The organism is Nostoc sp. LPT, from assembly GCF_017115165.1.
GTDB lineage: Bacteria > Cyanobacteriota > Cyanobacteriia > Cyanobacteriales > Nostocaceae > Nostoc.
The window spans coordinates 19,240-30,280 of sequence record NZ_JABXKF010000090.1; the positions used below are offsets into that span (position 1 = coordinate 19,240).

Below are 11,041 nucleotides of genomic sequence, written 5' to 3' on the forward strand. Positions count from 1 at the left end.
AACATTTTTTAGTTACTTTGCATTTTTATCTGCCTTCTTCTCTGTCCTCGGCTTAGTCTTTGTTCAAAAGTATTTTCCTGGGGTTCTTCAGGACTAAAAGTCTTTGCCATAGAGCCGATGTTCGGACATTCATAAAGTTTGGCAACAGAAATCTTTGAATTAAATTCCTTATTTAAGGTTGCAATAACTTGAATCCCTATAAGAGAATCACCACCAACTTCAAAGAAGTTATCATAGATTCCTATCAGTTCAATTCCCAGAAGATTTTGCCAGATATTGGCAATCTTTTGCTCAATTTCATTTCGAGGAGCAACATAATCATTACTTAGTTCAGGTCGGGGATATTTGGAGTACGATGGATTGACAGTCTCTAAAAATTCTAGGACTTGTGTTTCGTTGTAAGAATTGTACTGTTTGAGTGTATCCAAGAAGTCAGAGGTAGATACTACAATTTGAGGTATTGTGCTTCCTAAAATGCGTAGAAAAGCATCTATACCTTCATTAGGCAATATACCTTGTTGAAGATTTTCTATTCGCAATTGTTGGAGTCGTTGGGGCAACTCTGTGTTCGCCGCCATCCCAACTTCTTGCCAAGCATCCCAGTTGATACTTGTAGTAAATCTGCCCTTTTTGGAAGCATTACAATGAGCAAAGGCATCAAGAAAAGAATTTGCTCCACAATAGTCTACCTGTCCAAATTCCCCTAAAATTGAGCTTTTTGATGATGCTAGAATCAAGAAATCTAACTGAATGTCTTTGACAATTGTATCAATAACTATTGTCCCCTTGACTTTGGGAGCCAGAATACTTTCTGCTTCTGCTTGAGTTTTTCGCTGAATTATACCGCCTCCAGAAACTCCAGCAGCGTGAATAACACCATTGAGTTGACCAAACTGCTGTTGAGCTTGAGCAATAGCACTTCGCATTTGTTCTATGTTGCTCACATCAGCACTCATCATCAAAACTTCTGCACCTAAGTCTTCGAGTTCTTGAACTTTGCGAATTTTGCAGCTAGTGCTATCAGTCTCATCATGAGTAGTGAGCCATTTTTCCCACTCATCTTTTTTTGGCAAACCAGAACGTCCTATCAACACTAGTTTTGCTTGTACACTTCGAGCTAAGTGTTCTGCCAAAACAAGTCCGATACCTCCGAGTCCACCTGTAATTAAATAAACTCCTTTTTCTCTTAGTCGAGGCTTTTCGATTTTAGCTTGATCAAAGCGCACTGGTTCAAAAGTTTGCACCCAACGATTCAAACCTCGATAAGCAATTAGCTTTTGGGAATCAGAAACCGTTAGTTCTGCCAGTATTTTTTCTACAAGTGTTTCTTCTTGCCAACTGCCTTCGGGGGGTAGGACAACATCAATACTACGACAATTAATATTTGAATATTCTTGGGAAATAACTTTAATTGGTCCGAGCAAAGTGGCTTTCTCTGGACAAAGTATTTCAGTTCCAGTCACTGAGTGTAGGTCGTTAGAAATAACTGTGATTTGTACTTCATCAGTAGTTTCTTGTCTTCCCAAAGCTTGGGCAAGAAATAGGAGACTGTAAAATCCTGTTGTTTGAGCTTTATCAACTTGCTCAATTGCTAATTCTTGGTCACTACTACGTGTGACACTCCATAAATGAACAATCGTTTTTGGGAACTTATTTTGTTTAAAAAGCTCCTGGATTAAAAGATCGTAATCATGATTATTTTCCGGATTAATAGTATATTGAGACTTATTTAGTAGGGTAAAGTTTTCCCCAACTTTTACAGTAATTACATCCTGATTTTGTGTTTCTAATTGTTTGACTAACTTGCTACCCAAGCCACACTCATCGATAAACACCAAAGTGCAGAATTTTTGAGTTGCTAATTCTTGATGTCCGATTTGTACAGGGGGTAAAGAAGGTTTCCAAAAAGGAATATAAAACCAGTCAGCTATATCAGGTTTTTTAGCCAGTGATGCTGGAGTGTGACGATCGCCTTGTCCTTGCTTGTTGGGTTCAATCCAGTACTTTTGTCGTTCAAAGGGGTAAGTCGGCAAAGGTAGACGATGACGCTGCTCGTGGGTATAAAATCCCGACCAATCTATTTCTACACCAGAAAGCCACAACCGACCTAATGTCTGTAATAAAAAGCTAACATCCGATTGTTGGTCTTTAACATGACTTAATGAACTTAGTACTTGTTGTTTGGTATTTTTATCTAAATGCTGTGTTGTTAATGTACTTAGTGTCCGCCCCGGTCCCACCTCCAAAAAAACGCCTTCAAACTGCCCTAACAGTTGCGAGATCCCATCTGAAAACCTCACAGTTTCTCGTAAATGTTGACTCCAGTAGTTAGGATTTATGGCTTGCTCATCCGTAATCCAACTACCAGTTACATTAGAAATAAAGCGTATGCGTGGTGGATTCAGTTTGACTGTTTTGATAGCCTGAATAAATGCTTCTAGTATTGGTTCCATCATTTGGGAATGGAACGCATGAGATGTATGCAACAGTTGACATTCAACTTGTTGAGAGGATAATTGATTTTTTAGTATAGCAACTGCCTCGTCTGTTCCAGAAACAACACAGGACGATGGGCTGTTAATAACTGCAATTTGTAGATATTTTTTATACAACATCTGTGCAGACACCAGCAACTGCACATCTTTTTCTGGAAGCCTAATTGCCAGCATACTTCCTCTGGGTACTTGTTGCATTAACTGTCCCCTTTTTGCCACAATGAATAAGGCATCTTCTAGGGAAAATACATTTGCGATCACAGCTGCGACATATTCCCCAATACTATGACCAATCATTGCTTCTGGATGTATCCCCCATGACATCAATAACTGAGCTAAGGCGTACTCTGTAACAAATAACGCGCTTTGGGTGAGGGCTGTTTGTTGTAGTTGCTTTGCAGCAGTTTCGGTATCTTGTTCACTGGGGTAAAGTAGGGAGCGGATATCAAGACCGAGGTGGGGTTGCAAAATCAGAGCGCAAGTATCTACATGTTTTTTAAACGTCGGTTCTACTTCATATAGTTCCCGACCCATGTTTGCATATTGTGACCCTTGTCCTGAAAACATGAAGATAACTGGACAGTGACCTAGCTCATAGTAGTGACTAAAAATGCGTTGTGGGTCTTTGCTATTAAGCGATTTCACGGTATCATCTAGGTCTTGGCAAACTACCATGCGGCGATAGTCAAAAGCTCGACGACCTACTTGTAGGGTGTAAGAGACATCTGGTAGGGGAATATCGGGGTTTTGCTCTAAATAATCACGCAGTTGTGCTGTTGCAGTGTCTAAAGCCGTGCTGGTTTTGCCTGAGAGCAGTAACAATTGCCAAGGACGCGAGGGACTCGAAGCTTCAATCACTGGAGCTTCTTGCAAAATAACATGGGCATTAGTCCCACCAATGGCTAAAGAACTTACACCTGCTCTGCGTGGTGTTCCGTTGGTTTCCCACTCTGATAATTTGGTGTTGACATAAAAGGGACTATTGGCAAAGTCTATCTGTGGATTTGGCTCCTGAAAGTGCAAACTAGGAGGTATTTGTTTATGTTTTAGTGCAAGGACTGTTTTAATGAATCCTGTCACACCTGCTGCTATATTCAAATGCCCGACATTGGTCTTTACTGAACCAATAGCACAAAAGCCTTTTTTATTTGTGCTGGCACCAAAAGCTTGTGTGAGAGCTTTGATTTCAATCGGATCTCCCAAAATGGTTCCTGTACCGTGTGCTTCTACATAAGTAACAGTCTCAGGTTCGACTTCAGCTAAGGCTAAAGCTTCTAAAATTACATCCCTTTGACCCTCAATACTAGGGGCTGTATATCCAATCTTTAAAGAACCATCGTTATTAACAGCTGAACCCTTGATTACTGCATGGATAAAGTCACCATCAGCAATGGCATCCTCTAATCTTTTCAAGACAACTATACCTAAACCATTACCACCATTAGTTCCTTTAGATTTTGCGTCAAAAGCTCGACAATGACCGTCAGGAGAATGAATTCCTCCTTGTTGATAGTGATAACCTATTTTTTGTACCGTTGTAGTAGAAACACCGCCTGCTAAAGCAATATCACTTTCACCATTTAGTAAACTTTGGCAAGCTATGTGGATAGCAACTAATGATGTGGAACAAGCAGTTTGAATATTGATACTTGGTCCTCTCAAGTTCAATTTGTAAGAAATTTGTGTGGGCAAGAAATCCTTTTCGTTTCTATGCAAAATTTGATAGCTGTCTACTGATTCCATCAAATCTCGATTGGAATATAAGTTTAAAAGTAGGTACATATTTGGAGATGCACCAGCGAAAAGACTTATTTGACCGCTATAAGTTTCAGAGTTGTAGCCAGCATTTTCTAAAGCTTCCCAAACACATTCCATGAAAAGGCGGTGTTGTGGATCTGTAATTTCAGCTTCTCTAGGTGAAAAGCCAAAAAATGAAGCGTCGAATAACTCTATATCTTCTAATACACCGCTTGCCTTCACGTAATTGGGATCGTTGAGTAATGATGGATCTACCCCAGCAGATATTAGTTCCTCATCCGTGAAAAAAGAAATTGACTCTACACCATCCCGCAGGTTTTGCCAAAAAATATCAATGTTTTTTGAACCAGGAAAACGCCCTGCCATACCGATAACAGCTATTTCATCTTCGCCAATTAAGTTCTCAGATTGATTTAATTTATTCATTTCCATCATGTTACTTTATTAAACATCAACGTAATCAAATATTGATTTTAACTTATATCGAATATTAGACCTCTTGAATAAATATTTTTTTGTTTCACGCAGAGGCGCAGAGAAGAGAACGCAAAGAAAGACTTTTGCAAGAGGTCTATTAAATTGATATTTTTGCAGCCATTTGGATTTGGTCATTTAAAACCGCTTTAATATCTTCTTCTGTCGTTAACGGATTAGCAATCACTGCACGCATAGCAATTATAGGAATTCCACTGCCAAAAAGGATATCTTTTTTTGTCGTTCGGGAAATAAAAGTATGACCAATTTGACGCTGATTTTTTTGTAAGCATTCATTAAATCTATTGATAATTTGATTATCTATCTCTGTCAATTTATTTTTAGCACGCGCCTCTCTAAATTGTTTTGGAATATAGCGATAAGTTAACAAATTCGTATCAGGTTCTGCCAGCAATTCAAATTCAGGCATAGCCGAAATACAAGCAGCCATGTATTGAGTTTTTCGGATTCCTTCATTAATCAAAAACTCATATCCCTTAACTCCAATTAGCTTTAAACCCGCGTGTAAAAATAAAGCCATGCCTGGTCGAGAACCTTCTAAAGCGCGTTTACCTAAATCAAACGATCCCTTACGCATGGTATAACTAGCGTGTTTTTCGATCGCCCCAGGCAGATATGGATCACGGAAAAAGACCATACCAATGCCCATTGGTAGATATAGTTGTTTATGTCCATCAATAGTGACTGAATCAGCTTTTTCTATACCAGCAATCTTATGCCGATATTGCTCAGAAAAAATCAGCGGACCACCCCAAGCAGCATCTACGTGAAAATGAGCATTAGCTTCCTGTGCAATTTCTGCAATATCTGTAAGGGAATCAACTCCACCAGAGTCTGTTGTACCAGCAACTCCCACAATTGCAATAATTAGCAAGTTTTTGGCACGACAATTTGCAACAGTTTGGCGCAGTGCTTCTATATCAACTCGATTATTACAGTCAGCAGGGATTCTGATCAAACTATGCGTACCAATGCCCATTAAATCCGCAGCTTTATCAAAAGAGAAATGCATCAAGTCAGAGCCAATAATCACTGCTCCTTTATAGCCATAGAAATCTAGAGCAGCTGCTAAACCTTCTTTTTCTACACCAAGAAATCCATCTTTCGGTCCTAGTAAAGCATTTCGCGCACACCAAACTGCTGTGATATTTGCCACTGTTCCACCAGAAACCAAGATTCCAAGTGTACTCAAATTGTTTTGAATATGTTGAGTATAAAAACCATCAGAGAAACTATAAATTTGTCGATGCAACATAGCCAAAGCTTCACGTTCGCAAAAGCTTAGGGCTTTAGCTGTCTCTATTTTGACGGCATTTTGGTTCATCGCCGTCATTAGTTTAGCCAAAGGGCGTACAAAACTAGGAAGTGCCGAGGTCATGTGACCTATAAATCGTGGCGAAGATGTATGTATTGAATGAGCAACAACATTGTTGCCTATGTATTTGAGATAGTTCTCAAAATTAGTCGGCTGAAGAGGAATTTTACTATCAGAAAATTTTTCTAATAGTGACTCTAAATCAATGTTGGTATTAGAATCACTTGTGCTTAAAAAATCTTGCGATAAGCTATCAGTTATTTCATCGATTCGTTTCTCTATAGAGTTTGCTTGATTGCATGAAGCAAACAATTGCATTACTTGTTCTTCTATCTCATTATCTAATGTTTGCTCAGATTCCAAAAAAGAATTTTTGTTTAGCATTTCTTGTTTGCTTGATGTCATATTGTGTTGGTGGCAATTTTTTTATTTCATTTTTGCAGGAAGAATCTTTTGCCTGCTTTTCTCTAAAATCTTCGATTCTACAGTTACAGCGAAGCGATCGCCCTTCTTCTTCAATCGCCTTGTTGAGACTAAACATCTTGTTACTGTGTTGCTGCTCGGCGCTCTTTCCTAACTTGTTTTCGCCTCTGTACTGAAGCTGTTCTGCTCTCCGAGTGATGAGCAGGTCGTAAAACAGATGTTTCTTCACTAGATTCCTGACTAAAATATTTAACCAGGTGACTGATAGTCGGATATTGAAACATCTCAACCAAGCTGAAATCTCGCTGAAATACTTTTTGCAACTTGCTAGGAACTTGAATTAAGAGCAATGAATTACCACCAAGTTCAAAGAAATTGTCATGGATTCCCACTCTTTCTACTTGAAGTAATTCTTGCCAAATAGATGCAATCACTTTTTCAACTTCGGTCTTCGGCGCCACATAGGATACCTCTAATTCTGGTCTTGAAGCCTCTGGTGCAGGTAATGCACTGCGGTCTATTTTGCCGTTGGGTGTTAGAGGTAGGGCGTTCAGCGTTACAAAGCTTGAGGGTACCATATACTCAGGTAATCTTTCTTTGATAAACGCTCGTAAGTCGCCGATCGAAAGGGTGGGTTTGTTTGCTATTATTTCGTCAGCCAGTAGGTGTGTTTTTTCTGTGGGTGTGACTTGTGTCCCTTCTGCTTGTTGTATCGGAACAACATAGGCTACTAGGCGTTTATCTCCTGGTTGCTCCTCTCGTGAGACAACTACAGCCTCCACTACTCCCGGATGTTGACTCAAGATAGTTTCTATCTCACTTAATTCGATCCGATATCCCTGGAATTTCACTTGATGATCTACACGACCCAGAAACTCAATGTTACCGTTGGGTAGATATTGTGCCAAGTCTCCAGTTTTATACAGTTTGTTGTTTGGGTTTGTCCCAAAGGGATTGGAGATGAAACGCTCTATGGTTAACTGTGGTTGGTTTAAGTAGCCACGCACCACGCCTTCGCCACCAATGTAGAGTTCACCAGGAATACCAACAGGTACTGGTTGTAGATGGCGATCGAGAATATAAATTTCTGTGTTGGCAATGGGGCGTCCGATTGGTATCGTATTGCCGACTTCTTGCAGGGGATAGGTTGTAGACCAAATAGTCGTCTCGGTGGGGCCATACATGTTATAAATTTCTGCCGAGAGTTGAGTCCGCAACTGTTCTGCTAGAGAAACGGGTAACGCCTCACCACCAAGCATCAATTTGCGGAGTGAACCCATCGCACTCAGCGCCTTATTATCCTGAATTAATATTCTTGCAAGAGACGGAGTGCATTGCAGATGTGTCACATTGTGCCTGGCAATTTGAGCAGGTAGGGAATAGTCAGTGTCATCTTTGTCTATTTTTTTGTTGCTCAATTCTCTGACTGTATTTAGGTGATGTAAACTAGACAACACCGATTCCACATCCACACCAAAATCGATCAGACATGCAACCTCATCCACCCCGATCGCCTTGAGTCGGTTAATCATCCGCAAACAAGTGCTGGGTGTGCCTAACAAACTGCTTCTTTCAAAGTACCGATTAAAGGCGTAATTCAGCAGTTGCTCTTGCTCTTGTGCAGTAAAATTCTCTGCATTAATATCGTGACCTAAGCTTTTTCCTAAGTTATTCAACAGACTCAGAGAACTTTTCAAGTACTGGTAAAAAGGTTGCCGCACCTTTTCTCGCACAACATCAATGTCCTCACCCACGAAGGTGTGAATCATCAACGTCACGTGACCTGCTCCCAGTCCATGTCCGTGTTCCTGCCAGGATTGGCGATAAACCGCAATTTTTTCCTCTAGTTCCTCTACATTCTGATCGAGTAAATGGGTAAGCAAGTTGGCACCAATTTCACCCGCCCGACGAAAAGTTTCTGGACTACCAGCTGCTGTAACCCAAATCGGCACTTCCGGCTGAATCGGTTGGGGATGAATCTTCACTTCTACTTCTTTGCCACTACCTCCTGGCAGAGTTATCGATTCTCCGCGCCAAAGTTGGCGGACAGTTTCGATGTCACGAAACATGATTTGGAAGCGATCGCTATACTTGTCTGGTGCTAGGACAAAATCATTGGCGTGCCAACCGGAAGCAAAGGAGATACCAACCCGGCCTCGCGAAAGGTTATCAACTACAGACCATTCTTCAGCAACTCGGATCGGATTTTGTAAGGGTAAAACAATACTACCAGCACGAATTTGAATACGCTCTGTAATTGTGGCGATCGCTGCACTGACAACGGAGGGATTTGGGTATAGACCGCCAAATTCATGGAAGTGTCGCTCTGGAGTCCAGATGGCTGCAAAGGCGTGTTTGTCGGCAAATTTAGCACCTTCAAGTAGTAAGTGATACTTATCTGTGCCTGCCTGTACCTCGTCACTAGCAAAATAGAAAAGGCTAAATGCCATTTCTTTATCTGTGATTTTTTGGTCTACTTCAGTAGTAAAAGTAGTAGGTCTTGGATCACCATTAATCACAACTTGAAAACCGCGTGTCAGCGTCCACAACAACTCTAACACTGAGATATCAAAGGAAATGCTGGTAACTGCTAGCCAAGTACCTGGATGATCGTTTCCAATACTACCGTCCATTCCTGTAAAGAAATTGACAACGTTGCGATGACTGACCATCACTCCCTTTGGTTTACCTGTGGAGCCGGAAGTGTAGATCGTATATGCTAAGTTGTCAGTTGACAAGGCTGTTGGGGGATTCTGATCACTAGCGCTTTGAATTATCTGCCAATCTCTATTTAGGCAAACCACCGATGCGCCAGAATTTGGAAGTTTTTCCAGTAATTGTTGTTGAGTCAACAGCACTGGCACTTGAGCATCTGCCAACATAAAAGTTAGGCGTTCCTGCGGGTATGCTGGGTCTAGCGGTAGATATGCACCACCTGCTTTGAGGATGGCTAATAGTCCGACGATCATATCGAGCGATCGCTCTACACAAATCCCTACCAATACTTCTGATTTTACTCCCAGCGATCGCAAGTAATGCGCCAATTGGTTAGCTTTCGTGTTGAGTTCGCGGTAAGTTAACTGCTCATCTTTAAACACCACTGCGACTGCATTAGGTGTGCGTTCTACTTGCGCCTCAAATAATTGATGAATGCATTGTTCTTGAGGATACTCAATTTCTGTATCATTCCACTCCCGCAGCAATTGAGATTTTTCTTGTCCAGTCAGTAACGACAAATCTCGAAGTTGTTGTTCAGGATTGGCAACTATACTTTCTAACAAAGTCTTTAAATGCCCTAATATCCGATTAATCGTCGCACTATCAAAACGACGGGTATCATACCCAATCGACAGTAATGAATCTGAACCAGGATATACCTGTAGGGTAAGAGGATAATTCGTCTTTTCAAATATCCGAGTTTCCCCTATTACCATGCTTTGAGCTAGCTTTTCTCCAGTATCATCTACTAAATAGTTATTAAAAACTAGAAGACTCTCAAATAGTGGCAACCCACGAGGAATTTGACTCCATTGTTGAATCTGTATTAGTGGACTATACTCATACTGACGCATTTCCACTTCTTGAATTTGCAGCTTTTTCAACCAAGGTATAAGCAAATCATCAGCAGGGACTTGTACCCGTAGCGGCAATGTGTTGGCGAAAAGTCCCATCATGGATTCTGCTTCTGCCAATTCAGTCGGTCGGCCTGAAGATGTGGCGCCAAAAACTATATCTGACTCACCGCTATATCGGCTTAAAAGTATAGCCCAGGCTCCCTTGAGTAGAATATTTAGGGTAAGATGATACTTTCGTGCCAGGGAATTCAAGGCATCTGTCGTTGTTACCGAAAGTCGGGTTTGTTGACAATCATGGTCTTCGTCTTCGCTAGAGAAAGTACCGACAGCTTTGTCCATCATTAGTGATGTCGGTATCGTAAATCCTTCAAGCATTTCGCGCCAGTAAATTTCAGCCTTTGATATATCTTGCTGCTGTAGCCAAGAAATGTATTCTTTAAAGGGACGAGGACTTTCTAAATGTAAATCTTCACCTTTGCAAAAGGCATTATAGAATTCATAAAATTCTTTCCATAGCCATGTTAAAGACCACCCTTCCATCAATATATGGTTATAGCTGAAGACAAATTGATAAGCGTTATCAGCCACCTGAATTAATGCCAAACGCATCAGTGGAACTTGGGAAAGTGTAAAGCCTCGTTTGCGATCTGCTGCTAAAAAAATTTCTAACTGCTTTTCTTGTTCCGGCAAAGAAAGTTCGCGCCAGTCTTGAAAATCCCAAGGCAAGTCTACTTGTCGATATACCACTTGATATGGCTTATCAAGATTTTCCCAGTAGAAGGAGGTACGCAAAATTGGATGCCGATCTAAAACTTGCTGCCATGCTTTTTGGAAAGCTGGAACATCAACTTGAGTTTGTAAGGCGTAGCAAAACTGCTCAAAGTACATCCCCGAATTAGGTGTAACCAGCGTGTGAAAAAGCATACCCTGCTGTAAGGGTGAAAGTTCGTATATATCTTCAATATTATTTTGGTTCATGG

The 11,041-nt window shown here is 40.9% G+C and carries 3 protein-coding genes; all 3 read right to left on the reverse strand.

Translation table 11 applies throughout. The features are described from left to right. Positions 1 to 8: 8 nt before the first annotated feature. Positions 9 to 4,679 (reverse strand): type I polyketide synthase, encoded by a 4,671-nt coding sequence (locus HWQ58_RS18530; RefSeq protein WP_292865606.1) that lies wholly within the window; start codon positions 4,677 to 4,679, stop codon positions 9 to 11. A gap of 148 nt (positions 4,680 to 4,827) precedes the next feature. Then, the gene (gene panP, locus HWQ58_RS18535) at positions 4,828 to 6,468 is read right to left on the reverse strand and encodes a pyridoxal-dependent aspartate 1-decarboxylase PanP (protein WP_292865609.1); all 1,641 of its coding nucleotides are present in this window, start codon (positions 6,466 to 6,468) and stop codon (positions 4,828 to 4,830) included. A gap of 140 nt (positions 6,469 to 6,608) precedes the next feature. Beyond that, positions 6,609 to 11,039 (reverse strand): MupA/Atu3671 family FMN-dependent luciferase-like monooxygenase, encoded by a 4,431-nt coding sequence (locus tag HWQ58_RS18540; protein ID WP_292865612.1) that lies wholly within the window; start codon positions 11,037 to 11,039, stop codon positions 6,609 to 6,611. Positions 11,040 to 11,041 lie beyond the last annotated feature (2 nt).